Origin of the sequence: Prosthecobacter fusiformis, from assembly GCF_004364345.1 — a bacterium.
GTDB lineage: Bacteria > Verrucomicrobiota > Verrucomicrobiia > Verrucomicrobiales > Verrucomicrobiaceae > Prosthecobacter > Prosthecobacter fusiformis.
Window position 1 is genome coordinate 1,493,416 of the sequence record NZ_SOCA01000001.1, and the last position, 25,177, is coordinate 1,518,592.

Genomic DNA, 25,177 nt, shown 5'->3' on the forward strand with positions numbered 1-25,177 from the left:
CCTAACCAAGAGTTTTTCCAAAAAACCGCAGGCTGTCCACCAGATGTGCATGCCAGTACTCCCAAGTATGGCCGCCGGAGAACTCCTCATACACATGTGGAATGCCTTCCCGGTCTAACTGTTGATGCAAAGTGCGGTTATGCTCAATGAGGATGTCATCGCTGCCGCAGTCAAAACGCAGCGGAGGCAGGAGAGAAACGTTCTTTTTCAGGCACTCGATAACGGACAGCGGCTCCTTCTCGGTCAAAACAAACTGCGCTGAAGTCTCCTCCACGAAACCCTGCATATGGGCGATATCCGTACAACTGCTGTGCGCACTGATGGCGGCGAATTTCTCCGGATGCAGTGCTCCCAGGCGCATGGCACCGTAACCTCCCATGGAAAGGCCCGCTATAAACCGGGGTGCCCGGGCTACGCGTGGATCTACAAGCGTGGCAGCGGTCGGCACTTCTTCCACGATCCAGCGATGATAGTCTGCCTCCGCATGTTGAGCGTAGCCACTGCCATCGCCCCAGAGTCCATCGGAGGGCATCGCCAGCATCATCGGTGGCAGATTTTCCTCGGCGATCAAGCGGTCCAGAACACGATGCGCCCCGCCTTTAAAAAGCCACGCCCAATGACTGCCATAGACTCCGTGCAGCAGGATGACGAGCGGCAGCGGTCCCATGGGTGACGAGGGCGGCACGTAAAGGCTGAGATCCGCCCGGCGTTTCAGCGCGGAGGATTTAACCGTGACAAAAGAAACACCCGCAGGGGCAAACTCTGGCAGCGAGACCTCAATGGTACGAAAAGGCATAGGCCATTCAACACAGCGGCTCCAAGGAAACAACGTGGGAGTGAAGACACGGTCAAGCTTTTCACCACAGCCGAGCGGCACCCAGTAGCGACAGCGGTAGATCCGGTGACAGAAGTGTCATTCCCGATTCAATAGCCTGCGCGGCAAGAAGACGGTCGAAGGGATCCACATGGGTGCGTGGAAGTTCGCCACTGAGGAAGATGGCAGCTTGAGTGAGCGGAAGAATTTGAACCTGATAAAACTCCAGCCTGCTAGGCAGCCACTGCCGAGGAGAATCCGGCAAAGGCAGTTTGCCGGAAGAGTACTTTAAAGTGATTTCCCAGATACTGACGTCACTGAGATAAAACGTATTTGCAGTCGCATTAAGCTGGCGTTTAGCTTCATCCGATAACCGGCCTGGTGGAAGGGCTAGCCAGAGAAAGGTGCAGGTATCAAGGAGCAGATTCATAGCCCCCATTCCTTAAGCTCATCTTCTGTGAGAGGTGCAAATGCGGAATCAGGAAAGACAAAAGGCGGATCAAGAGTTTCCCCCACCTTCGGACGCGGATTGATTGGTTTGGGTTGAATGGGCACCAGCATCGCCACCGCAGTTTTGCCTCGAGCGATGATGTATTCTTTGCCTTGCTCCACCTCGGCGAGGTAACGCGAAAGGTGAGTCTTCGCCTCATGGGTGGTAATGGTCTTCATGCATCTATTCTAGCAACCCTCACAAACTTAGTCAAGTTAGTCCACTGTGAGTATTCACTCCGGCTTCACTGAGAAGTCACTGTCATCCAAGGAGCGCAGAACGAGCTCGCGAGGCACACAGAAGTCATCCATCTCCAGACAGCGTAGGATACCGTCGGCGATGTGTTCAGGTTTGAGGAAGAGCTGTTTGGGGGCACTGCGGGTGGAGGCCTCATCCCAGAAGGCCGTATCCACACCGCCAGGCAAGATAGCGGTGACGCGGATACGGTGGGCGGCGGCTTCTTCGGCAAGGCCTTGAGTAAAACCACGCACGCCCCATTTGGCCGCACAATAAACCGTCTCGCTTGGGATGCCTCGCAGGCTGGCGGTCGAGATGACATTGACGATGTGACCGTTTCGGCGGGGGATCATGGCACGCAAAGCTGCCTGGCAGCCGAGGATGGTTCCTTTAAGATTTACGTCCAGCATGATGTCAATCTCGCCTTCGGTGTAGTCGGTGATCCACCGATGGCGGGCCAGACCAGCATTGTTGATCCACACAGAGATGTCACCCCAGTGGGCGGTGGTTTCAGTCACGATGCGAGCCACGTCCTCTCCCCGGCTCACATCGGCGGTGATGGCCAGGGCCTGGCTTTCCGGCAGGTGATTCAAGGCCTCCGAAAGCGCACTAAAGTCGAGGTCAACCAAGACTACCCTGGCACCCCGGCCGATGAGCGCGTGAGCTGTAGCAAGTCCGATGCCGCGTGCGGCCCCGGTGATGACGCAGATTTGATCGTGAAGATTCATGAGCGCTGATTTTGCGCAGCATGCGGATCTTTGCCAAGCATTCGCTTCAAGTGAGCACGGTACCTGGAAGGAAGCTGCTATCTTTCACAGCGTTGATATTGGCCACGGTCACGCGGGCGATTTCACCCAAGGCCTCTTGTGTTAGAAACGCCTGGTGAGAGGTGATGAGGACATTGGGCAACGAAACCAGCAGGGCCAGGGTATCATCCTGAAGTACGTGGCCGGACAGATCTTCAAAAAAGATGCCTTCTTCCTCCTCATACACATCCAACGCCACGCCTCCAAGGTGGCCTGATTTGAGTGATTCGATAAGTTCAACGGTGTCCACCAGTTTACCGCGACTGGAATTGACCAGATAGGCACCCGGCTTCATTTGCGCCAGGGTTTCGCGGTTCAGCAGATGATGGGTTTCCGGAGTCAGCGGAAGGTGAAGGGAAACGACGTCGCTTTCCTTCAGCAAGGTTTCCAGAGACGTATATTCGATGCTGTTGGAGGTGGCCCATTCGTCAACGGGAAAAGGATCATGAGCGAGAACACGGGTGCCGAAGCCCCGAAAGATCTGGGCTGTGCAACGTCCGATTTTTCCGGTGCCCACAATGCCAACCGTCTTGCCATAGAGATCAAATCCGACAAGCCCAGCGAGAGAGAAATTATGCTCACGCACGCGGTTATATGCCCGATGGATCTTGCGATTGAGCGTCATCAAAAGAGTGACGGCGTGCTCCGCTACTGCATGAGGTGAATACGCAGGCACACGGGTGACTGCGATGCCCAGCTCACGCGCAGCAGGCAGGTCCACTTGGTTGAAACCTGCACAGCGAAGAGCAGCAAGCTTGACACCCGCGGCGGCCAGTTTTTCCAGACAAGGACGGTCCAGCTTATCATTCACAAAAACACAGACGGCGTCAGCTCCAGAAGCAGTGGATGCTGTTTCTGCCGTGAGGCGAAAATCGTGGAAAATCCAGTCCACAGCATCGCTGCCAGGGGCTGCTAGAACCGCTTCGCGGTCATAGGGTTTAGTATCGAAAAAGGCGACGGAGATCATGGATGAGAAGAATTATTCAGGTAGGGTGTCTTTGCCTCGCCCACCACCAAAGCGGACCCATTTTTCAAACTCCACTGCCGCAAAGGAGAGCAGGGTGACAATGAGAATTTTCACCCAAGATCCACCCCCTAAAGGCTGGGTATGAAAAAGCTTGTTCATGACCGGCGCATAAGTGAAGAGCAACTGGGCACCCACCATCCCAAGTGCACCGAGAATCGCGAGGCGGTTGGTCCACAGGCCGATGGAAAAGAGCGAGTGGTTCAAGGAACGGCAGCTAAAAAGATAGGCGATCTCCACCATCACGATGACATTGATGACCGCTGTGCGAGCTGCTGCCTCTGTCTGGCCTCCGGTGTTCATTTCATTAAAGAATAACCAAAAGGCACCGCAGATCATGATTAATGAAATCAAGCCTGTGCGCATGAAAAGCGGGAATGTAAGCAAAGGACGTTTTGGGTCGCGTGGAGACCGCTGCATGAGGTCAGGCTCATTGGGCTCAAAGACGAGCATCAGCCCCAGAAAGACCGCCGTGGTCATGTTCACCCAAAGGAGCTGAACAGGCAGCACTGGCAGCGTGAGTCCAAAGAAGATGGAGACCAGGATGATGGATCCTTCACCCAAGTTCGTTGGCAGCGTCCACACAATGAATTTACGCAGGTTGTCAAAGACTCCCCTGCCTTCTTCCACAGCAGCTTGGATCGTGGCGAAGTTATCATCAATGAGCACCATATCTGCAGCCCCTTTGGCCACATCCGTACCCGTGATACCCATGGCGATGCCGATGTCCGCCTGTTTCAGCGCAGGAGCATCATTAACCCCATCACCAGTCATGGCGACGACGTGGCCATAAGACTGCAAGGCTCTCACAAGGCGCAGCTTCTGCTCTGGGGCGACGCGGGCGAAGACCTCCACCCGATGGGCGATGGCCGGAAGATCCACATCACTAATTTTTTCCAGTTCCTGGCCGGTCATCGTCTGCACACCATCACCGTCGGCGATGCCCAGCTTTTCCGCGATGGCCCTGGCTGTCAGGGCGTGGTCACCCGTGATCATCTTGACCAGGATGCCCGCACGCCGGCAGTTCGCCACCGCCGCAATCGCCTCGGGACGGGGTGGATCAATCATGCCCTGAAGGCCTAAAAAAGTCATGCCTCCCTTCACATGATCATGCGACAGATCACCTTCTAGAGGAACCTGATGACTGCGGGCAAATGCGAGGACGCGCATGCCCTGAGAAGCCATCTTTTCCACAGCGGTTCGGACGGCTTCTTTATCCAAAGCAACTGGTTTGTCTTCGCTGCCGAGCATGTCGGAACAGCGCTCCAAAAGACGCTCCACGGCCCCAACTTTATAAATCACCCGTCCACTTTCGTGCTCATGCAGTGTGGCACGAAACATATGCTGGGATTCAAAGGGGATCATGCTATGGCGCGGCGAATCCTGCATGGAAGTCTCATGGTCCAGACCGGCTTTGGCTCCCGCCACCAGCATGGCTGCCTCTGTCGGATCCCCTTGCATGAGGTGACGTCCTTCTTCAATAACAAGCTGTGAATCGTTGCATAGCACCCCTGCGCGCAAGCATTCCAACAGAGCCGGATGCACAGCGAGATCGATTTTAGATCCCACTGCATCCAGCACGTCCCCGCGCGGTTCATAACCGACCCCGGTGATCTGGTAATCCTGCCCGCCTGCATAGACACGCTGCACGGTCATCTGGTTCTCAGTGAGCGTGCCCGTTTTGTCGGAGCATACCACGGTCGTGCTGCCGAGGGTTTCCACAGCGGGCAGTTTGCGGATGATGGCACGGCGTTTGGCCATGCGGCTGACGCCAATCGCCAGCACGATAGTGACTGCTGCAGGCAGCCCCTCCGGGATGGCACCGACAGCCAGCGCAACGGAGGCCATGAACATCTCCACCGGTGGCTCACCGCGCCCTACGCCCACGGCAAAGGTCACGACGGAGAGGCCAAGAATGACCCAAAGAAGCAACTGGCTGAAGGCAGAAATTTTGCGGGTTAAAGGCGTGGATAGCTCCACCGTTTCCGAAATTAGCCAAGCGATGCGCCCTGTCTCTGTCTTGTCTCCAATCGCGGAGACGAGGCCTTGCGCGGTGCCATAGGTCACTGAGGTGCCTGCGAAGGCCTGATTCTTCCTGTCTGCCAGGACAACATCGTGGCCTAATACATCCGCGTGCTTTTGCACCGGCACGGATTCACCCGTGAGGGCAGACTCATCCACTTGAAGGCTGTTGACTTCAAACAACCGGAGATCAGCAGGTGTCCGGTCGCCGCTTTGCAGCAGCACGACATCTCCAGGCACCAGTTGTGAAGAAGGCACGCGCGCCTTCCTTCCATCGCGACGCACGGTCGCCTCGGTAATGACCAGGCTGTTCAGTGCATCAATGGCTTTTTCAGCCTTGGATTCCTGGATATAACCAATGATGGCATTGGCCAAAACCACGCCAAAAATGACGCCGGAATCCACCCATTCCTGAAGCAGAGCCGTGATGACAGAAGCCCCCACCAGGAGATAAACCAGCGGCTGGTTGAACTGCTGAAGAAAGCGCTTCCACCCTGGTGTGCCCGCGCGAGCAGAGATGCTGTTAGGCCCATACTTCTTTTGCCGTTTCTTCACCTCCTCGTCAGTGAGACCGTGTTTGCAATCCGATCTGAGCAAGCGGGTGACTTCGGAAGTTTCGAGCTTATGCCAGTCGCTGGAAGCGAGATTAGAGTTAGGTTTCATCATGGTCATCAGCAAGGTTGTTCAGTTCTACACCAACTCCTTGAGCGCGATGGCCTGATGATGAAAGCCAGGCCAATGCAGGCGAAACAAGTTTCTTTCCATGCTCCCGGTTATGCTGTGAGGCAATCCACAATCGCCCTATCCTCGGCTTTTCATCCCTTTTATAACAGACCACGCAGCGTGTATCACAAGATAAGCGTGAAGACGGCGTGGCTCACGAAGCCTATCCTTGCATAACATCGTCAACCATCCAGGCGGATGTCCGTTGGCGAGCGGCCGCTCCACGCTTTGAAGGCGCGGGAGAAGTGGGCGGCACTTTTATAGCCCAGCTCACTGGCCACCGCTTTCACCTGAGCATCCGGTTGACGCAGCTTGATCGCGGCTTGAGAAAGCTTTAGCCGGGTGAGGCAGGCAAGAGGCGTCTCCTCATCGTAACGTTTGAAAAGACGCGTCAGATAAGCCGCTGAGACATGACAGTGGCGGGCTGCTTCCTCAATGTTCGCCAGCACGGGGTAGTTCCTCAAAATGTGGCCCCGGCAGCGCAGGTAGGTCGCATAGGCAGGGTCCAGTTTGGTCGTCGCAGGCTGGCGGCTGTCCGCACAAAGAACCAGCGCGTGCTCCAGTGCAGCACTGGCAGCGCGTAGTCCCAGGCGGCCCCCGCGCAAGGCATGGTCAATGACCTCCTCCAGCAGGCTGATGACACGGCTGGCGTCCAGTACCCGGATGAGGGATCCGGCACCGAGGCCCAGTTCCTCCAGCAAGGCGCTGGCGCGGGAACCGGTGAAATTGAAAAAGTATTTCACCAAAGGATCATCCGCATCGGAGCGGATGACATGAGCGGTGTTCGGATCAAAAAAGAAGGCATGGCCCGTGCCCAGCTCCTGCATGCGGTTGGCCAGCGTCACCTGCCCTTTGCCGCGAGATACAAATTCGAAAGCAAGAAATGGAAAGGTCTGGCGGTCCACCACGAAGTCTGGTGCGCACCATTCACAGCCTCCCCCCACCAGGCATAGGCCACCTCGCTCACGCTGGCGTTCCTTCCAGTCGGGCAGGTAAAAACGCCGCGTACGCACCACCTGGGTGGAGAAATAATCGGCTTGTTCAGTGGCTGACATAACGGGGAGGAAGACCAAAGCATGGAGTTCATGACTTCTTACGTCCAGAGTCAAGAATCGTCATCCGCCTGCCAAAGATGGACACAAGCAAAATCTTGCCATTCGAGCGGCTCATGAGCCAAGCTGAGCATCCACCCCCATGTCACTACCCCAACCTATTCGCGGGATCATCCCGCCCCTGGTCACGCCTTTGTCTGGACGCGATACCCTAGATGTCGCCGGCCTGGAGCGTCTGATTGAGCACCTCATCACCGGCGGTGTGCATGGCCTGTTTATTCTCGGCACCACAGGGGAAGCCCCCAGCCTGAGCTATCGGCTGCGGCGGGAGCTGATCGAGCGCACCTGCAAGCTGGTCAAAGACCGGGTGCCTGTACTCGTGGGTATCACAGACACGGCTTTTGTGGAGAGTGTGAATCTGGCGCAATACTCTGCCGAACAAGGCGTGAGCGCCGTGGTGACAGCCCCACCTTATTATTTCCCGGCGGCTCCCCCAGAGCTTCAGCAGTATATCCAGGATCTGGTGGCCGAGATGCCCCTGCCCATGTTCCTCTACAACATGCCAGGCCTGACCAAGGTGAGCTTTGACATCGAACTCGTCCGCCGTGCACTGGACATGCCAGGCATCTGCGGAGTCAAGGACAGCTCCTGCGACATGATTTATTTCCACCGCCTTATTGAGGTGGCCCGCCAGCGGCCCGAATGGAGCATCCTCGTCGGTCCTGAAGAATTGACGGCGGAAGCCGTGCTCCTGGGCGGTCACGGCGGCATCAATGGTGGTGCCAACCTGCACCCCAGCCTTTACGTAAAAATGTATGACGCTGCTGCGGCCCAGGACCTGCCCCTCACTCGTCAGCTCCATGCGCAAGTCATGAGCCTGGCGGGTAGCATTTACACCGTCGGCCGCCACAAGAGCGCCATCATCAAGGGCATCAAATGCGGACTGTCCCTCCTGGGCATTTGCGATGACCAGATGGCCGAGCCCTTCCAACGCTTCAATGCTCCTGAACGCGAGATGATCCGTGAAAGACTGTGCACCCTCGGTCTGATTGAGTGAGTAACACCCGTTATTTTTAGCCCGCCATCCATCTTCAGCATCCTTCACCTACCTTCCATGACTCTGAGATCCTTGCTCATCCTTCCTTGTTTGTTCGGGCTTCCCTATCTCGCTGCTGCCGCTGATCCAGCTATCCTGAAATCCGAATTCATCTACGATACCGGGCCTTATCCTCAGATCCATGCGACGACGATCGTGGAGACTCCCACAGGTCTCGTTTCAGCCTGGTTTGGGGGTACTCGTGAAAGGGATCCCGATGTGGGCATCTGGGTCTCCCGCTTTGTGGATGGAAAGTGGACAACCAGTGTGGAGGTGGCCAACGGCATTCAACACACCCTTTCTGACGGCACAGTGGTGCGTCATCCGACATGGAATCCAGTGCTGTTTCAGCCCAAGGATGGCCCCCTCATGCTGTTTTACAAAGCTGGGCCGACCCCGCAGACCTGGTGGGGCATGCTGACTGTCTCCAATGATGGAGGCAAAACTTGGGAACAGCCCCGGCGCTTGCCCGAAGGCATCCTGGGCCCGGTCAAAAACAAACCTGTCCAATTGCCCGATGGCAGCATCCTCTGCCCCACCAGCGAAGAATCTCCTGAAAAGGACCCCAAAGAGAAAAAGGATGTCTGGACTGCCCACTTCGAGCGCACCCGTGACTTCGGCAAGACCTGGGAACGCACGAAACCCCTACATGACGGAATGCAGATCCAGGCCATCCAGCCAAGCATTCTTTTCCTCGGTGGTGACAAACTGCTCGCACTAGGCCGATCACGTCAGGAAAAGGTCTTTGAAATCCGCAGTGACGACGGCGGCAAAACCTGGGGTGAGATGAGTCTTGGAACCCTGCCTAACAATAACTCCGGCACGGATGCCGTGACGCTAAAGGACGGCACCCACCTCATCATCTACAACCACATCGGCGGCACGCCCGGCAAATGGGGTGGCAAACGCACACCGCTGAACATTTCCGCATCGAAAGACGGCCGCACCTGGCAGGCAGCCCTGGTCATGGAGAGCGCTCCTGGGGAATACAGCTACCCATCTATCATCCAGACCAGCGATGGACTGGTACATGTGACTTACACCTGGAAACGACAGAAAGTGAAACATGTGGTCATCGACCCTTCCAAGCTGACGCTTCGCGGTTTTGTCGATGGCCAGTGGCCTGAGTAAGCTGCCTCCCGAACCTTTTGAAAAAGCCGTTGGCTGAAGCCTGAGCAGATCACACGGCAAAGTGGGTAAAGAACCTTTCAAAACGGCTCAACCGATCCTGACAGACCGAGCAGCAATCGCGCCACGGCCAGCAGGCTGATCTATTCCTACACCTCTCCAAAACCATGAAACATCTGTTATCGGCCCTTCTCTTATCGGTCACGTCATTGTCAATTGCAGAGCAGCCTGGCATCGTCAAAACCGAGTTCATCTTTGATCCCGCCCCCCATCCACAATGCCACTCCTCAACCATTGTGGAAACGCCAACGGGTCTGGTGGCCGCCTGGTTTGGGGGAACCAAGGAAGGCAATCCGGATGTGGGCATCTGGCTGTCCCGGCACCTGGAGGGTGCATGGACTCCACCGGTGGAAGTGGCCAATGGGGCAGAGACCGAAGACCCTAGGGTAAACTGTCTGAACCCCGTGCTGTTCCAGGTTCCCAAAGGTCCACTCCTGCTGTTTTACAAGACGGGCAAGTGGTGGGCGTACAAGAAGGAATCCAAAGATGGCGGAGCCACCTGGTCCAGGCCTGAACGTCTCTACAACGGATTGTTTGGGCCGGTGAAAAACAAGCCTGTCATCCTGGCGGATGGTTCCATCCTCAGTCCGACCAGTGTCGAAATTCCATCGCCCCAGGGGCCTTCGTGGCGGGTGCATTTTGAGCGCAGTGTCAATGGCGGCAAATCCTGGGAATACATCGGCCCGGTCAATGATGGCCACGAAATTCAGGCCATCCAGCCAAGCATCCTTTTTCATCCAGGCAACAAGCTGCAAGCCTTGGGCCGAACTCAGCAAGGCAGGCTCTTCGAAATCTGGTCTGAGGACGGCGGCCTGAGCTGGGGTAAGATGTCCTTGATGGCCCTGCCTAACAACAACAGTGGCACAGATGCAGTCACGCTGAAGGACGGCCGTCACCTGCTGGTTTACAACCATACGGGCAACCGCGAGGGCAGCACCAAAGGCGCACGATCACCCTTGAACCTTTCCCTTTCAATGGACGGCAAGCTCTGGGAGGCCACACTTGTCCTGGAGAACGAACCCAACCGAGAATTCAGCTATCCGGCCATCATCCAGACCGCTGACGGGCTTGTTCACATCACCTACACCTGGCGGCGGGAGTTTATCAAACATGTCGTCGTGGACCCGGCCAAACTGACCTGCAAGCCCATCGTGAAGGGTGCGTGGCCTCAATAGCATTCACGCCTTGTGCGGCGGCCAACTGCCCTCTCCCGAAAATTATTTCATTTTGTCCGGTAAATTTGGACTGCGGTGAACATACAATGGTGAATGCTACCCGACCATGCTTCCGAGGCACCGCATGAACGCCATGCGGAATTCGTTGCCGTGCTCACGGCAACGCATGGAAAGTTGATGGGGTATTTGATGAGCCTGCTAGGTCGCCGACAGGACGCTGAAGACGTACTCCAACGTGCCAGCGTACTAATGTGGCAGAAGTTTGCCACCTTTGAGCCTGGCACTGATTTTATGGCCTGGGCCAGCACGATTTGTTTCTACGAGGCCAAGAATTTCATTCGCCTCGCCGCCCGCTCCCCCGTGTATTTTGACGATGACCTGCTCGCCACTCTGGGGAGTGAACGCCTGGAGGATTTACCTGCGCGCGAATCGCGCATCCAAGCTCTGGAAACTTGCTTGGGGAAACTTGGCCGTGAAGATCAGCAACTCATCCGAGCGGCTTATCTGGACAGTTCGGCCAGAGGAATCACTGAACTGGCCGTCAAAATGAATCGGGCACCGCAGACCCTCTACAATAAGCTCAACCATCTGCGCCGCATGCTTGCCGAATGCGTGCAGCGTCAGCTCCAGGAGGAACACGCATGACCGCCGATCCCAGACGTCTCCACCAGCTCTTTTGCGCCTGCACAGATGGCCGCCTAACACCGGAAGAAAACATCGAGCTACAAGAGTGCCTTCGCAATGATGTCACTACACGTCGGCTCTGGTTTGCCCATGTGGATCTGGAGGATGGCCTGCATGACCTCATCCAGTCTTGCACCGTAACCGCAGCCCCGGTGGCCGAAGTAAGATCCTGGAAGGGACGCCTTCGTCCATTGTTAGCAGCCGCAGCAGGTCTGGCTATGGGCCTATTCAGTGCGTCCATGGTTTTTGGATTCGGTCTCGTCGGGAAGGTGCAGACCCTCTCTCTGCTCAATGACAGCTTTGAGACTGGCACAAATCCTTTTGCAAGGGGCAAACCGATCGCACCCGGCAGATGGAGCGGTGACTTCACCGAGGTTGTCGGCCCCCATGACGGCATCCGGCCAGCAGATGGAAAAAAGATGCTGCGCTTCCTGCGCGGGGACGATGAACTCGCCCACCTTCCGGACAGCAGCAGCAGCGATACCTTTAGATTGCTCGATATGCGCCGCTTCAAAGGCGACATCGCAGATGGCAGTGGCGTCGTTAGGCTGTCTGCCATGTTTAATGCCACGGCTGAAGAAGCATCAACCCCCATCTCTTGCACGCTCATGCTGTATGCACTGGATGCCAAGCTCGTGAAAGAGATCCAGGCAGGAGGAGCGATGCCTAACCTTCGGCGCAATGTGCTCGCCTTTTCACAGAGCTCGCGGGTCAAGCTCGATAACGGCACCCAATCCTGGCAGAGCGCCAGCAACGAATTGCGCCTGCCTCCAGAGACCGATTATCTAATGATCCAGATTGGCGTTTCCCACGACAGTAAGGAGTCCGGAAAGCGGCTGGACACGTTTGGAAACCACTATGCTGATCAAGTTCGCGTGTCGTTGGCACGACTGCCAGAGGTGCCACTTCCCTAACTAAAGGTTCAGATTGATTCACATCCGATATGTCATCTTATTTTGTTACTCCAGCCTCGCTGATGCCCATCATGACCGGCATCATCATGGCTATTTTCTCGAGAGGAGCCGAGGCTAAAGCCCCTCAGTTCGAAGAACACGTTCTGCCGATTTTGTATCATCACTGCTTCAGTTGCCACAGTGAGAAACAGATGAAACCCAAAGGCGGCTTAAAACTCGATTCCGCGCAGGCCATTCTCGCGAGCGACTCGCTCGTGCCAGGAAATCCAGACAAGAGTGACCTTCTCGCCCGTGTTTCGCTCCCCCATACTGACGAAGATGTGATGCCACCATTGGAAGGTGGTGCGCAGCCCTTGAGCAAAGAAGAGCGCGAGACCTTGCGACAGTGGATCGCTACAGGCGCGGACTTCGGGGGGTGGGTACAGTTTGAGCATCGCAGCCCTCCATTGGAAATCACCAGTGCCCCTTTAATAGAAAAAGAGACCTTAAAACTCGCTGCTCAGGTGGATCAATTGGTAACGAAGCACCACCAGGCAAAAGGCACAAAAACCAATTCGCCGACGAATGATGAAACATTTGTGCGCCGCGTGTATCTGGATGTTGCTGGTCGCATCCCGAGCCTGGAGGAAAGTACTCACTTTCTCGAAAGCACCGACAGCCAAAAGCGCGCACTATTGATCAACCAATTGCTAGCGGGTGAAGGTTACGTTAGCCATACCTTTAACTGGAAGGCGGATAAACTGCGCATCGCCCCCCAGCAGATCAATGGTCAGCCAAAGTGGCTCTACGATGCGTGGGTGAAGGACTCCATTCGATCAGGCATGCCCTATGACGAATTTGTGCGGCAGCTCCTGACCGCCAAGGGTTACCTCTGGCAAACGGGAGCAGTGGGTTTTTACCTCCGAGATCTGGGAATGCCGCTCGACCACATGTCCAACATGACTCGCATCTTTCTTGGAACCCGGATCGAGTGTGCCCAGTGCCATGATCACCCGCTGGAACCCGTTACCCAAAAGGACTTTTTTCAGATGGCGGCCTATACTTATGGCGTCACCAACCTGGGCAGCTCCTCAGGTTATGCAGATGCCAACGTGAGGCAATGGCCTGAGATCAAGACTCGCATGGAAGAAATGGGGCCCGATGAAGCCCTGCGCCAAGGGGTAAGCCGGACGATTTCCTATTTGAAGCGCCTAACTGCTGATTCAACCAAACAACTGCGCTTTCCCAAAGACTACGCCTACGACACTTCAGCGCGGGGGAAGAAGGTGGAGCCACGCACGCTTTTTGGCGATGAAGCACCGGCTTCCATGGAGGACCGGAGACAGGTTTTTGCATCGTGGATGACCTCTCCTCGCAACCCACGTTTTGCCACTAACATTGCCAACCTTTTGTGGAAGCGAGTCATGGGCGCAGGACTGGTGGAGCCCGTGGACAGTCTGTCCGCCATCAGTCGCTCAGAACACGGTGATCTACTGGAATTTCTCACGAAGACCATGATTGGCCTGAAATTTGACGAGCGGGCTTTCCTTGCCGTGATTTTAAACACACAATTGTATCAGAGTGATGCAGATCGCGAAACACCGGAGACAGGCGCTGCCTTTGCGCTGAGAGGTCCGCTGCTGAGGCGTCTCTCGGCTGAGCAGGTTTGGGATTCTTATCTGACACTCCTAGCAGAAGACATCGATGAACGGAAAGGTTTGAGACGCTATGATCACTCCGACCTGGACAAAGAAAGACTACTGAAACTGACGGACATGACTCCAGACCAAGTGCTGGAGCGTGCCCGCGTAGAAATGGACTACCGCATCAAGCACCGCGCTCATCTGCAAAGGCTGACGGAGCAGAGCGCAGAACGAAAGACAGCCCGAAATAAGGGTGATGCAGCCTTGGAACGTCGGCTGCAAACTCAGCATCGGGCTGAGAACGCACGTTTCGAAGAAATGGCGGCTTCAGTCCAGATGAGCGGATTTTACTATGCGAAGGAAACGGACCCTCGCTGGTCCAAACTACCCCACTATATGCTGCGTGCGTCGGAAACACCCTTGCCGTTGCCGATGGGTCATTTCCTGCGCCAGTTTGGCCAGTCAGACCGCCGGGAAATTGATGCCTTCAAGACCGCCCCCAATACCACTCATTCCCTGGCACTGATGAACGGAGAACTCACCTCCAAGGTCTTGGATGGTGACTCGTTTTTACGCTCGCAATTGCGCCCAGTTCAAGATGCCGCCCAACGCACGCAGCTCATCTATCGGGCCATCCTCGTACGCAGCGCGGATACTGAGGAACTGGAGCAGCTTGCCGCCCTCACCCAAGAAAGCACCACGCCGGAGGATGATCTCATCTGGAGTCTGCTGAACTCGCCTGAATTTCTCTTCATCCAATAAACCTTTTCGCCTGCCATGACTGACATCACCCGCCGCCGCTTCATCGAAGCCTTTGCCGCCTCATGCATGGGCGTGAAAATGCTCCACGCGGCTCCCGCCAAGGGCAAAGTTAAAAGCGTTATTTACCTCTACCTGCGTGGCGGGCTTTCGCATGTGGACACTTTCGATCCGAAGCCTGGCAGGCCTGAGATGGCAGGCGTCGGCACCATCAAAACACGGGCCGATGGAGTGCTCGTTTCCGAATGGTTTTCACGCATGGCTCAGCAGATGCAACATGTTGCATTGGTGCGCTCAATGACATCCACACAAGGGGTGCATGAAAACGGCAACTACCTAGCACACACGAGCTATTTCACCACACCCACCATCACCCATCCCTGCCTAGGATCGTGGGCAGCGAAACTCCTCGGCTCCGGTAACCCATTGCTTCCTGGAAACATCCTGATCAACGGCAGCTCCGGCCATCCCGGCAGTGGCTACATGGCAGCCGATCTGGCCCCCCTGCCCATCGTTGACCCTGCGGCAGGGCTACAAAATGCAGCGCTTCCGCAAAAAGTGACCGAGGCTGCATTCAGCCGCCGTAGCGCGATGGCTCAGCTCCTGGGCAAACGCTTCGTCGAGCACACCCCCCATCGCGACGCTGCGGCCTATCTGAAAGTGCAACAAGAGGCCGTCGCATTGATGAAAAGCGAGGACTTGAAAGTCTTTGATATCTCCCTCGAGTCTGAAAAGACACGCGCTGCCTATGGCGACCACACCTTCGGAAAAGGCTGCCTGCTCGCCCGCCGTCTGGTGGAAAGCGGCGTCCGTTTCATTGAGGTCGAGGACGATCAAAATTGGGACACCCATAATGACCAGGTCGCCTCCATGCAAAACATGACCCCGAGTGCCGATCAAAGCATGGCCGCATTGCTTGAAGACCTTCACCAGCGTGGGCTGCTGGATTCCACCCTCGTCGTCATGGCCACCGAGTTCGGCCGGTCTCCGCAGATCAATGAAGTCACCGCCGGCCGTGGACATCATCCGGGTGTCTTCACCTGGTGGATGGCCGGAGGCGGAGTTAAAGGCGGTTACGTTTACGGTCAGTCCGATGAGGCTGGCGAGCGTGTCGCTGACAAACCGGTGACCATGCAGGACTTCAATGCCACCGTTGCCCACGCCTTGGGAATGAATTTAAAACACGTCGAGCATTCTCCTTCCGGCCGTCCCTTTACCGTGGCCGATAAAGGCAAGGTGATCACGGATCTGTTTGTCTGAAAAAGTCGCCATCCAGATCTATGAGAAAACTTCCCTGTGCCTGCGCATTGATGCTGGCTCTTGTGAGCACCCTACATGCTCAAGAATTCCTCCCTGAGTTCATTGCCATTCATTCACCTGATTCCTTGACCTTCCGGAGCCAAAAAAATGCTGCTCCCATTTACAACCTTCCGGCCTTCAAACTCCCGGATAACAGTCTGGAACGCGACGTCTTTAAAATCGGCGCGATCATCTCCCTTACCCGTCCAACGATCGAAAAAGCGGGCGAGATCACCCGTTGGAAATTCACCCACGAAGCCATTGAACTCGAGGCAGAACTCTCTCATGGCAAGCTGCGCTACACTTTCACGGTTCAAAAGCCCGGTGTATGGACCGTCGCCTATAGCGGTGCGCCAGTGGCCCCGATGGCAGAGGTAATCGAGCTTTTTCAACCCCTAGTCTGGAATGGCCGTCGGATGCCTGGGGATAGTTTCCTCATTCCTGATGACATCTGCTCGATCCCTGGCTGCTTGGTGCAGACGAAGGGCGGCACCTTGGGCGTTTTCGCCTCTCCAGGCCAGTTCCCTTATGCCATGCCTACCTCCCTCACCCGGCGTTTCGGCGTGACACTGCGCAATGCCGCCGGGCAGGCCCAGCCACTCGTCTTCGCGCCGTTTCCGGGCACGAAGGAATCGCAAATGGAGGCTCAAACGAAGCATGTCTTTGAATTGGATCTGGTCGTGCAGCCAAAGACACTCAGCGAAACGTTTGAGCATGTCGCTCGTCAAATCTGCGACTTTAAAGACCGTCGTGAAAACACGCTCGTTTCATTGAATACAGCCTTGGATAACATGCTCGATTACGTCCTCGGTCCCTGGGGAAATTTCGATGCGGCCAACCGTGCGTTCTATTATCCAGATTCTCCCGGATCGGTGAAAAACGTCAGCGCCTTACATCCGTTAGGCCTGGCACTTGTCACTGACAATGAACGTTTGTTTCGAGAGCAGGGAGTGCCGCTGTTGGAGTTTCTGATGTCTCGGGAAAAGTTCCTTTTTGCCCTCAATGAAGAAGGCATGAAAAGCGGACAGATTCCCTCCCGTAAAATGGCCGGGCCTGCCGTCCCCTTGTCCGAGCTGGCCGCACTTCACCGTCTCTCCAAAGGTGCCACACCCTATTTTGGCGACAGTGTGGAAAGGCTTCACCCTTTGGATCGCATCCTGAACATCGAATGGGTGAGCCCAGGAAATACGTGGCAGAATGATCTATGGCGGTACCGGTCCACCGGACAGAAAAGCTGGCTGGATTCAGCCCGCCAGAAGGCGGACCAATACATCGCGGAACGTATACTCCGAGAACCCATAGATTTCAGCGAGGCTTCCAATGGCACCTTCTTTGAATACATGCTGCCTGCTTGGAAAGACCTTTATGAGCTGTATAAGGATACTCAGGATCCGAAGCATCTTGCGGCAGCACATCATGGAGCTCGACAGTTTGCCCAGCTCATCTGGTTTTATCCATCCGTGCCGGATGGAGACATTACCGTAAACGAATCCGGCTTGGCTCCAAAGCGCGGATCCCTCACCCAGCCGGGCCTCATCCCCATCGCCAAAGAGACGGTGCCAGCCTGGCAGGTTTCCGAGCAAGGCCTCCTCTGCGAAGGCAATGGCACCGTACAGCGCATCGCGCTCTACTTCGCCACTCATGCGCCCTTTTTTCACCGCATCGCCCAGGACACCGGCGATGACTTTCTGCGAGACATTGCGCGGTCGGCCATGATCGGGCGGTTCGCCAATTTCCCGGGCTATCATTTCAACACGATGTATTCCACCGTGCATGACAAGCCAGACTTCCCCTTGCGCCCCCATGAGGAGCTAAAACCGACCACTTCCTTCCACTACAATCATGTGCTGCCGATGGCCAATCTGGTCGTCGATTACCTCATGGCCGAAGCCTATGACCGGTCCCAGAGAGCCATCGATTTCCCTTGTGAATATGCCGAGTGCTACGCCTTCTTGCAAAGCCAGGTCTATGGCGCACTGGGCAAGTTCTATGATCAAAAAGAGGTCCAACCATGGATGCCCAAAGGCCTCGTCAAAACGGACAGTGTACAGATAAACTACGTCACTGGCAGGGGCGATAACAAACTGTGCATTGCCCTGATGAACGAGTGTGATCGCGAACTCAAAGACGTCACTTTAGAACTTGACCCCGCTTATTTCGAAGGCGGACTCAAACATGATCTCAAGGCCCGCATGTGGCGTGATAACAAGGCTCAGGATGAATGGCTGATTTTCAAAAACGGTCAGGCCAAAGTCTCGCTTTCTCCAAAAGGCATCACTAGCCTAGTGGTCGAAGGACTGGCTCCGCTCGTCAAATTTCAGATCAAGTTTAATGCCCAGCCTGCATCCACAAAGGCAACCACACATCTTCGTTTCAAAACACCTTCAGGCGATGCACAGGCAATGATCATGTCCTTTGGCTCTGAACTCACTTGGCTTTATACCTACCTCACTGCCAACGAAGACCAAGTGAAGTCTGCCAAGCTGCATGTGACCATGGCGGGTCGCAGTGAAACACAAACGGATGACCGTTTCCCCTTCGAGTTCACCCTACCATTACAGCCCCACGATGAAGAGGTGCGCGTGTCATTCGAAATGACCACACCCGATGGACTGACGCAGACCTCGCAGACCGTTCTGCTTGATCGCCATCCTTGATCAGGTGACCGCCTAGACAGGGAGTCATCCGCGCTAAAGCACGAAGGAATGTGAGATAACGGCTCCCAGAGGCGTACCTGCCAGGGCATGCTGATGTCTGTGAACATACCATTGGCAAACCATAGACCTTTCCCAGATGACTTCTCGCAAGACTCCCACCACATCGTTAGTTAAGCACAGGATAACCATGATGGGGCTTGGTCTCTGCAGTGCACTTCTTTCCACTGCTGTCGCTGCTGCGCCCATGACCAATTCCATCGGCATGCAGTTTGTGAGCATAGATTCGGGAACATTCGTGATGGGACAAGACGGGCCAGAAACCGACCATCAGATGATGAAGCACCCAGAAAAATTCGACGATGCGGACGCCGATGAAAAACCAGCTCATCGGGTCACCATCAGCCAGCCTTTTCAGATGAGCGTGATGGAAGTCACCCTGGGACAATACCGGCAGTTCAAACCCGACCACCTCAAACATGGAACCGACTCCGATGCCGTGACACAGGTCTCTTGGAAAGATGCCGTCAGCTTTTGTGAATGGCTTTCCGCCAAAGAGCAGCAGCCTTATCGCCTGCCGACAGAGGCGGAGTGGGAATACGCCTGCCGATCTGGCAGTTCCACCCTATTCCACACAGGAGATTCCTTGCCTCCAGGGTTTCAAAAGTGGTCTTCGGATATCGGGTTTCGTGACCGGTATTTTAAGGGGGCTGTGTTACCAACCGAATACCGCACAGAGGTCTCTCGGCTGGACATGTTGCGTGGCGGTCAGACCCCTGCCAATGCCTGGGGGTTAAAGGACATGCATGGCAATGTCTCTGAATGGTGTGCTGATTGGTATGGCCCTTATCAGACGGGTTCACAAACAGATGCCCTGGGACCCAACGATGGTGATTTTCGCGTATTCCGCGGTGGGCATCATTCCATTTTCACTCGTGTGTTACGCTCTGCCAACCGTTCAGCCTGGCTACCGGAATCCAGCAGCGACAGAATCGGTTTCAGAGTCGTGCTGGGGCTTCCGCCCAAAGGTGCAAACACACCACCTGCGCCAACTCCTCTGAATGGTCAAAACGTGTCTCAAAGCCTAGCCAAGATCCCGACCGTTTCAGAGGACGCTCCACTTTTCGAAGGCCCCAGACCCTTCGTGAAAATCGCCCGCAACTCCTACGGCCCTTTGTTCTTCAGGCACAATCACAGCCCGTCCATCACCGAGTGTCCGAACGGGGATCTCCTGGCTGTCTGGTACTCCTGTGCCAACGAAGACGGTGCCGAGCTCAGCAACGTCGCCAGCCGTCTCCGTCGGGGCACTTCAGACTGGGAACCAGCTTCGGTCTTCTGGGATGGCCCTGACGTCAATGACCACGCCCCCAAAGTCTGGTGGGACGGAGAAAAGACTCTGTTCAACTTCGTTCGAGGTCTGCGCGAAAATCTGGTGCGCACCTCCACTGACAATGGCGCGACGTGGTCCAAAGCCCGCTTGATACAGCCACCCGGGGAGTTTGGCAATCAGGTCATTCGTCTCCACGATGGCACCCTGGTGCTGGGACACGACTCCCGGCAGGTCAGTCTGGTGACGAGCACGGATGCTGGTGAAAGCTGGACCTTCAACGATGTGAAGCAACGTGTGAGTGACTTCCAGCCTGGTGGGCAAGGATTCCGTTATCCAGGCATTCATGCGCCCATGATCCAGCTCAAGGATGGCGGCATCATGGCCATGAGCCGATTGGATCCGCCTGAGGACCAAGAAAAGTTTCAGTTTAAAACACCCGTCAGTTTCACGGCGGATCTTGGCAAAACATGGGCCTATGAAGCCTCTGTTTTTCCTGCCATCAGCAGCGTACAACGCGCTGCCATGATCCGTCTGCAGGACGGTTCCATCCTATTCTGCAGTTTTACCGACCAATGGCGTGATTGGAAGAACCGCCGCGGCATGACCTTCAAGAACTCAAGCGGTGAATTCACTGGTTTCGGTCTCTTCGTCGCCCTGTCTTACGATGAAGGCAAGACATGGCCCATCCGCAGGCTGGTCACTCCCGGCGGTAAGAAAATCCAAGTAAACACGATAGATCAGGTCGAATTTACCATGAGCGATACTTACGCTGAACCCTGCGGCTATCTGGCCGTAACCCAAACCCGTGACGGTGCCATCCAGCTCATCACCAGCAAGAATCATTACTGGTTTAACACCGCCTGGATTAAAGCCCTTCCCTCTCATTCTAACTGAAAGGCATCACCATGAAAACATCCTTCTTGTTATTCCTCACTGCATTCATATCCCTCGCACTACACGCCGCAGAGGATGTCCATTTGACCGCCGTCATGGCTGCCGATGACGCCCGCGTTGCGGCCATGAAATCGGCAGATGAAAGCCAGTTGAAAAAGGTGTTTTCTGGCGACCTCCGCTATGCTCACTCCAATGGTGTGGTGGATAGCAAAGACAGCCTGATCACAATCCTCAAAGAAGGCCGGACCAAATATGTGGGCTATGATCATGTGGAGCGGAACTTCACCTTCCCCGCCCCTGGCATCGCCCTCATGGCCGGGCGCACGCGCATCCAGGCGGAGACTGCGACTGGCAAGATGGACAGCGTGCTCAGCTATCTGGCCGTCTGGAGGCAGGAGGATGGACAATGGCGTTTTCTGGCTTGGCAGTCCTGCAAGCTACCACCGGCTGCCCCGTAACCGAGATCACGCAGATTCCGGTAAAAAAGTCGGAAAAGCAATGCCCCGTGGCGCAGGGCCAGGAGACGTACTTTGTGCCACGTGCAGCTCCAGGTTGCGCGCACCCCAGCTATAGAGGGTCTTCACTAGCCCTGCGGCCGCACAGGGAACTAAAAACACAGGGCTGCTCCCACGCATATGATCCAGGCCTTTCCAGAGAAGTGCCGCAGCACTGGCTTCATCGGCAGCCACGCCGGGGCCTAGCATGCCAAAGGAGAGACCCAGTGTGATAAAGCCCGTCATCTCGCCACTGTCGTTTTCCGCCAGCAGCACCTTCCACGAGCCCGTCTCATTCCGCATAAAAAAGGCGAAGTCTTTTTCACGACGGATACCCTGCAAACTGTGCTCAAAGTCCGCCAGCTTGGCCGCCTCATCAGGTCTCGCTTCCCTCACACGTTCCGCCCCGGCCGGAGCAGGAACCGTCATACCGGTGGATGAAACATTCACCATCATGTCCTGAAACAGCGTGCCCGGCACAAAACCCAGCTTTGTATAAAGAGAAAAGGAGTCCAGATTCAGCGCGCTGGAAACTAGCCTCACAGGCTTGCCTAGCTGGCGTGCTTTTTCTAATACGGCATTCATCATCTGGCGCGCGACTCCACGACCTGCCGCCTCCGGTGATGTGGCCACAATACCGACGGCCACATGCGTCTCACGCTCATGAGTGAAACACACGCCTAACAAATCATGGGTTTGCGAATCGCGTGCCGCCAGCCCCTCCCCCGGGTCCAGCGCTTCATAGACCTGTGGAAACTGGAGGAATGGCACGTGGCTGTCTCCAAACCTTGCCCCCTGCCCCAGTCGGCTTTGGTACCATTGGACGAGTGAACCATGAATCAGACGTGCTGTTGCTTCGTCATCTTCTGGCAGCAGGACGGATAGAGTGACAGGATGGGCCATAAGGAAACGAATATATTTACACGATTTCCCATCCAGATCGAACGTCTTCTTTAATGAAGGCATCCGCTTCGGCCAGACCTGTCGCCTTCATGTTCTCAACATCCCATTTGATGGGTTTACCCAGCCGCTGGGAGAGCACGCCCAGCAGCACCGTTTCGGTAAGCTGCGCACCGTAATCAAATGGACAAGAAGCTGGCGCACCGCCCTTGCAGGCGTCAATCCAGTCACGATGATGCCCATTGGACCGTTTCAGGCGTGGCTCAGCCTTGCCGTATTCGACTCTCCTTTCAGCTGGGAACAGACGCGGCGCACCCCCGCTGCCATCATGCTGGATCACGCCCTTGTCACCAATGTAAAGAGCACCCCGTCTTGGCAGTGTAAAGGCTCCCAAGGCTTCGTGTTGAGCAGGCTTGGCACCACCACTATACCAGGTCAGCTTGATAGCCTCCCGTTTCTCATTCGCAGGAAAGTGGAAATGCACCAGGGAACCATACGGCGCGATTTCTTCATTTGAAAAACCAATGCCATATCCCTCCACCAGTGTGGGCGACCAAAGCTCCAGCGCACGCACGGCACTGTTCATGTCATGCGTCCCAAAATCCCCCAACCCCGAGCTCCCAAAGCACCAGAAATCACGCCAGGAGAAAGGATGATACGCAGGGTGGTAATGATGCTTGTCCCGAGGCCCCAGCCAGAGATCCCAATTCAGTCCGGCTGGTGCCGCAGGCTTGTCAGTGGGATAGCCTTTGAGATCAAAATTATAGCGCGTGGCAGGCACCCACACATGTACCTCTTTCACCGTGCCGATAGCTCCTCCTTGGATGTATTCGATGGTCTCACGCGTACCCACTGATGAATGCCCCTGGCTTCCCATCTGCGTGGCCACTCCTGTTTCTTTAGCGACCTTGGACACTTGCCGCGCCTCCCAGATGTTATGGGTCAGCGGCTTTTCACAATACACATGTTTGCCCGCCCGCATTGAGTGCACGGAGATGAAGGCATGGGTATGATCCGGCGTGGCACAGAGCACCGCATCAATGTCCTTTTCCTTCTCCAACATGACCCGGAAGTCCTCATAGGCCGCACAACGGAAGTTCGGTGTCTTCTCCGCATAATTCTTTTCGATCATGGCCTTCGTTGGCATCCGCCCGCCCATCTCCTTGTAATAGGCATAAGACTTCGAGTGATCATAAGCCTCCGCCGGATCCGCCACCGCAATGACCTGTACGTCCTCCAGTTGAAAAAGGTTCTTCAGGTTCGAGTGGCCCTGCCCACCTCCGCCAATGAGGGCCACATTCACCTTCTCACTCGGTGCCACAAAACCCGGCCCCCCGAGCACATGGCGGGGCACAATGTTAAAAGTAGCCACTGTGGCAGCAGCAGTTTTCAAAAAATGGCGGCGGTTGCTGGTCGGGGCAGGTTCGTTCATGAGGAAAAAGAAGAAATGAAAGTACGCTGACTCAACCTGGTTCTCCAAGAAAACAGCAACCCAGACCTGCAAACCATCAGGTTTGTATGTGAAGCCATCACCTTGTTACCATGCCCTGCCTAAATGCGCCTCCACTTCAGTCGCGTGGGTCAAGAATCCGCACTCCAGGTCCCGAATCGGCAGCGGCAGACCATTGACTTCAAGTGCCATAGATTGTGCTGTTCGCATCCGTCTCTGCCTGCCCCGTAAGCTCAGTTTCACATGCGTCTTTTATTTCCCATCCTGCTATTCCTCGTCCTGGGGCAGCTCCAGGCTCAAATCCGCCCGCTCGCTCAGGATTATGTGGCGCTCTGGGAATCTCCAAATCCTCGCCACATCTATGGTTATACTCCCGGCATCTGTCGCCTGGACTCAGGCAGGCTGGTAGCCACGCATGAAATCTCCTCCGCTGGCAAACCCGTGGGGCCGGATGCACAGGCGGTCCATGAAGCCCGCATCCTCACCAGCGATGACGGCGGTAAAACCTGGATCCACCGGGCGAACTTCGACATGAGCTTCGCCCGGCCTTTTGTCGCCGGAAAATCTCTCTACATCCTGGGCCGAAGCAAAAAAGTGGGCATCATCCGTTCCGACGATGACGGCATCACGTGGAGTGATCGCGTTTTCCTCAATGATAAGGGCATCTGGCACCAGTCCGCCTGCAATGTCCATTTCGCCAAAGGGAACATCTATCTCGTCATGGAAAAACATGCCCCTCTTCGGGGCATCCAGTCCTGGCAGATCGGCGATTTAGCCCCGGTGCTCATGCGGGCCAAAGCCGACTCAGACCTCACCGACCGGAAGAACTGGACCTTTGCCAGCGAACTCGTTTTTGAAGACATCTGGGATGCGGATCAAAGCAACTATTTCGGCATCCCCTTTCATCCCGTAGATCGCAAGAAGGCCACCTTCCTTGTCCCACCGAAAGGCCGTAGCATTGCCCCCCTCGGCTGGCTGGAGACCAATGTGGTCGAGTTCACTGATCCCGACCACATCTGGCATGATCCTCACGGAAAAACCTTTCATCTTTGGATGCGTGCCCACACCGGTTTAACCAATTATGCCGCCATTGCCCAGGTGAAAGAAAACGATGACGGCAGCATGACGACCACCCTGGTGAAGTCTCCTGCGGGCAAGACCATGCTCTATGTGCCCTGCCCTGGCGGGCAGATGCGTTTCCACATCCTGTGGGATGAAAAGACCAAACTTTACTGGATGCTCGGCTCCCAATCGACAGACTCCATGATCCGCCCAGACCGCATGTCTCCAGACCGCTGGGGCACCCCGGATAACGAGCGCCACCGCCTTGTACTTCATTTCTCCAAGAACATGATGGACTGGTGCTTCGCTGGCCTCGTCTGTACCGGTGCCACCCCCAAAGAATCCCGCCACTACGCCAGCATGTGCATGGATGGGGAAGACCTCTGCATCCTCAGCCGTAGCGGCGATGAAAAAGCGTACTCCGCCCACAATGGTAACGTCATCTCCTTCCACCGGGTGAAGAAGTTTCGCAGTCTTGTGTATTGAGT

20 protein-coding genes are annotated in these 25,177 nt (G+C 55.7%); 11 read left to right on the forward strand and 9 right to left on the reverse strand.

Translation table 11 applies throughout. The annotated features are described in order from the left end of the window. Position 1: 1 nt before the first annotated feature. The 7 genes from EI77_RS05855 to EI77_RS05885 all read right to left on the reverse strand — a co-directional run bounded on the left by EI77_RS05855 (position 2) and on the right by EI77_RS05885 (position 7,171). Entirely contained in the window at positions 2 to 796 is a 795-nt protein-coding gene (locus tag EI77_RS05855; RefSeq protein WP_133793799.1) for an alpha/beta hydrolase, read from the reverse strand. Positions 797 to 857: 61 nt separating this feature from the next. Then, positions 858 to 1,244 carry a type II toxin-antitoxin system VapC family toxin gene (locus EI77_RS05860; protein ID WP_166647064.1) on the reverse strand — a complete coding sequence of 129 codons (387 nt, stop codon included), beginning with the start codon at positions 1,242 to 1,244 and terminating at the stop codon, positions 858 to 860. Then, positions 1,241 to 1,483, reverse strand: a complete 243-nt coding sequence (locus EI77_RS05865) for a type II toxin-antitoxin system Phd/YefM family antitoxin (protein ID WP_133793801.1) — start codon at positions 1,481 to 1,483, stop codon at positions 1,241 to 1,243. Before EI77_RS05865 ends, EI77_RS05860 begins: the two co-directional genes overlap by 4 nt. 54 nt (positions 1,484 to 1,537) lie before the next feature. Beyond that, the gene (locus EI77_RS05870) at positions 1,538 to 2,269 is read right to left on the reverse strand and encodes an SDR family oxidoreductase (RefSeq protein WP_133793802.1); all 732 of its coding nucleotides are present in this window, start codon (positions 2,267 to 2,269) and stop codon (positions 1,538 to 1,540) included. A 46-nt stretch (positions 2,270 to 2,315) separates the two neighbouring features. After that, the gene (locus EI77_RS05875) at positions 2,316 to 3,311 is read right to left on the reverse strand and encodes an NAD(P)-dependent oxidoreductase (protein WP_133793885.1); all 996 of its coding nucleotides are present in this window, start codon (positions 3,309 to 3,311) and stop codon (positions 2,316 to 2,318) included. Positions 3,312 to 3,326: 15 nt separating this feature from the next. Continuing rightward, entirely contained in the window at positions 3,327 to 6,059 is a 2,733-nt protein-coding gene (locus EI77_RS05880; RefSeq protein WP_133793803.1) for a cation-translocating P-type ATPase, read from the reverse strand. A 239-nt stretch (positions 6,060 to 6,298) separates the two neighbouring features. Further along, on the reverse strand, positions 6,299 to 7,171 hold the full coding sequence (locus tag EI77_RS05885; RefSeq protein ID WP_133793804.1) for an AraC family transcriptional regulator: 873 nt from the start codon (positions 7,169 to 7,171) through the stop codon (positions 6,299 to 6,301). A 139-nt stretch (positions 7,172 to 7,310) separates the two neighbouring features. On the opposite strand from EI77_RS05885, the gene EI77_RS05890 reads away from it, so the two are divergent. The 10 genes from EI77_RS05890 to EI77_RS05935 all read left to right on the forward strand — a co-directional run bounded on the left by EI77_RS05890 (position 7,311) and on the right by EI77_RS05935 (position 21,241). Then, positions 7,311 to 8,225 carry a dihydrodipicolinate synthase family protein gene (locus EI77_RS05890; RefSeq protein ID WP_133793805.1) on the forward strand — a complete coding sequence of 305 codons (915 nt, stop codon included), beginning with the start codon at positions 7,311 to 7,313 and terminating at the stop codon, positions 8,223 to 8,225. A 57-nt stretch (positions 8,226 to 8,282) separates the two neighbouring features. After that, a complete protein-coding gene (locus EI77_RS05895; RefSeq protein ID WP_133793806.1) occupies positions 8,283 to 9,395 on the forward strand; it encodes a sialidase family protein in 1,113 nt (370 codons plus the stop codon). 164 nt (positions 9,396 to 9,559) lie between these two features. Next, entirely contained in the window at positions 9,560 to 10,627 is a 1,068-nt protein-coding gene (locus EI77_RS05900; protein ID WP_133793807.1) for a sialidase family protein, read from the forward strand. Between the two features lie 93 nt (positions 10,628 to 10,720). After that, positions 10,721 to 11,272 (forward strand): sigma-70 family RNA polymerase sigma factor, encoded by a 552-nt coding sequence (locus EI77_RS05905; RefSeq protein WP_133793808.1) that lies wholly within the window; start codon positions 10,721 to 10,723, stop codon positions 11,270 to 11,272. After that, positions 11,269 to 12,225, forward strand: coding sequence for a hypothetical protein (locus tag EI77_RS05910; RefSeq protein ID WP_133793809.1), 957 nt, complete (start codon positions 11,269 to 11,271; stop codon positions 12,223 to 12,225). The genes EI77_RS05905 and EI77_RS05910 overlap by 4 nt, the downstream gene beginning before the upstream one ends. Positions 12,226 to 12,254: 29 nt before the next feature. Next, entirely contained in the window at positions 12,255 to 14,609 is a 2,355-nt protein-coding gene (locus EI77_RS05915; RefSeq protein ID WP_133793810.1) for a DUF1549 domain-containing protein, read from the forward strand. A 15-nt stretch (positions 14,610 to 14,624) separates the two neighbouring features. Then, the gene (locus EI77_RS05920; RefSeq protein ID WP_133793811.1) at positions 14,625 to 15,866 is read left to right on the forward strand and encodes a DUF1501 domain-containing protein; all 1,242 of its coding nucleotides are present in this window, start codon (positions 14,625 to 14,627) and stop codon (positions 15,864 to 15,866) included. 20 nt (positions 15,867 to 15,886) lie between these two features. Then, a complete protein-coding gene (locus EI77_RS05925) occupies positions 15,887 to 18,562 on the forward strand; it encodes a hypothetical protein (RefSeq protein ID WP_133793812.1) in 2,676 nt (891 codons plus the stop codon). A 244-nt stretch (positions 18,563 to 18,806) separates the two neighbouring features. Continuing rightward, positions 18,807 to 20,783, forward strand: coding sequence for an SUMF1/EgtB/PvdO family nonheme iron enzyme (locus EI77_RS05930; RefSeq protein WP_166647065.1), 1,977 nt, complete (start codon positions 18,807 to 18,809; stop codon positions 20,781 to 20,783). An 11-nt stretch (positions 20,784 to 20,794) separates the two neighbouring features. Beyond that, positions 20,795 to 21,241, forward strand: coding sequence for a nuclear transport factor 2 family protein (locus EI77_RS05935; protein ID WP_133793814.1), 447 nt, complete (start codon positions 20,795 to 20,797; stop codon positions 21,239 to 21,241). Positions 21,242 to 21,247: 6 nt separating this feature from the next. Here the strand turns inward: EI77_RS05935 and EI77_RS05940 are convergent, their stop codons facing one another. Beyond that, complete coding sequence (locus EI77_RS05940; protein ID WP_166647066.1) at positions 21,248 to 22,180, reverse strand: GNAT family N-acetyltransferase; 933 nt, start codon at positions 22,178 to 22,180, stop codon at positions 21,248 to 21,250. A gap of 16 nt (positions 22,181 to 22,196) precedes the next feature. Then, on the reverse strand, positions 22,197 to 23,609 hold the full coding sequence (locus EI77_RS05945) for a Gfo/Idh/MocA family protein (RefSeq protein ID WP_133793816.1): 1,413 nt from the start codon (positions 23,607 to 23,609) through the stop codon (positions 22,197 to 22,199). A gap of 261 nt (positions 23,610 to 23,870) precedes the next feature. On the opposite strand from EI77_RS05945, the gene EI77_RS05950 reads away from it, so the two are divergent. Next, on the forward strand, positions 23,871 to 25,175 hold the full coding sequence (locus EI77_RS05950) for a sialidase family protein (protein ID WP_133793817.1): 1,305 nt from the start codon (positions 23,871 to 23,873) through the stop codon (positions 25,173 to 25,175). Positions 25,176 to 25,177 lie beyond the last annotated feature (2 nt).